Source organism: Borborobacter xinjiangensis (genome assembly GCF_047739745.1).
GTDB lineage: Bacteria > Pseudomonadota > Alphaproteobacteria > Rhizobiales > Rhizobiaceae > Pseudaminobacter.
Genome location: NZ_JBLLVA010000089.1, coordinates 1 through 876 on the forward strand (window position 1 = coordinate 1; position 876 = coordinate 876).

General features: G+C 59.5%; 1 pseudogene. It reads left to right on the plus strand.

Features of this window, described 5'->3' with window-relative positions:
* Window positions 1-64: 64 nt before the first annotated feature.
* A pseudogene (locus ACLKMW_RS26455) lies at window positions 65-876 on the plus strand (IS3 family transposase); the annotation flags it as partial.

Sequence of the window (876 nt, forward strand, 5' to 3'; positions counted from 1 at the left end):
TGACCTTGCCCCGTTGAAATAATCCATTTTGAAGTAAGCTCTGGCCCATTGAGAGGACCAGGGAATGAAGCGCAACCGTTTCACAGACGAACAGATTATCGGCATTCTGAAGGAGCACGAGGCGGGCACGCCGGTCTCGGAGCTTTGCCGCAAGCACGGCGTCAGCGATGCCAGCATCTATAAATGGAAAGCCAAGTTCGGCGGCATGGACGTGTCCGAGGCGAAGCGGCTGAAGACGCTGGAGGACGAGAACACGAAGCTGAAGCGGTTGCTGGCGGACGCGATGCTCGACAATGCTGCTTTGAAGGACCTTTTGGGAAAGAAGTGGTGACGCCCGCAGCCCAGCGGAACGCTGTCGCTCACCTGATGAACCAACATCGGATGAGCGAACGGCGGGCGTGTAAAGCCATCGGCTTTTGCCGGATGACGGTTCGTTACGAAAGCAGCCGTATCGACGACCATGACCTTCGCGAGCGAATGAAGGCATTGGCACATGAGCGCCGCCGCTTCGGTTATCGACGCCTTCATGTGCTGCTCAGGCGCGAGGGCCACCTTGTGAACCACAAGCGGCTCTTCCGGCTCTATCGGGAGGAGAAGCTGACGGTGCGCAAGCGCGGCGGCCGCAAGCGAGCGATCGGCACACGCGCACCGATGCTGATCCCGATGGCAGCCAATGATCGCTGGTCGCTGGACTTCGTGTCGGATCAACTCACCGATGGGCGCAGGTTCCGGGTTCTTACGGTCGTCGACGATTGCACCAGAGAATGCCTGGGGCTCGTCGCCGATACATCGCTTTCCGGCTTGCGGGTTGCCCGTGAGCTTGACCGGATCATCGAGGAACGCGGCAAACCCAGGATGATCGTCAGTGACAATGGC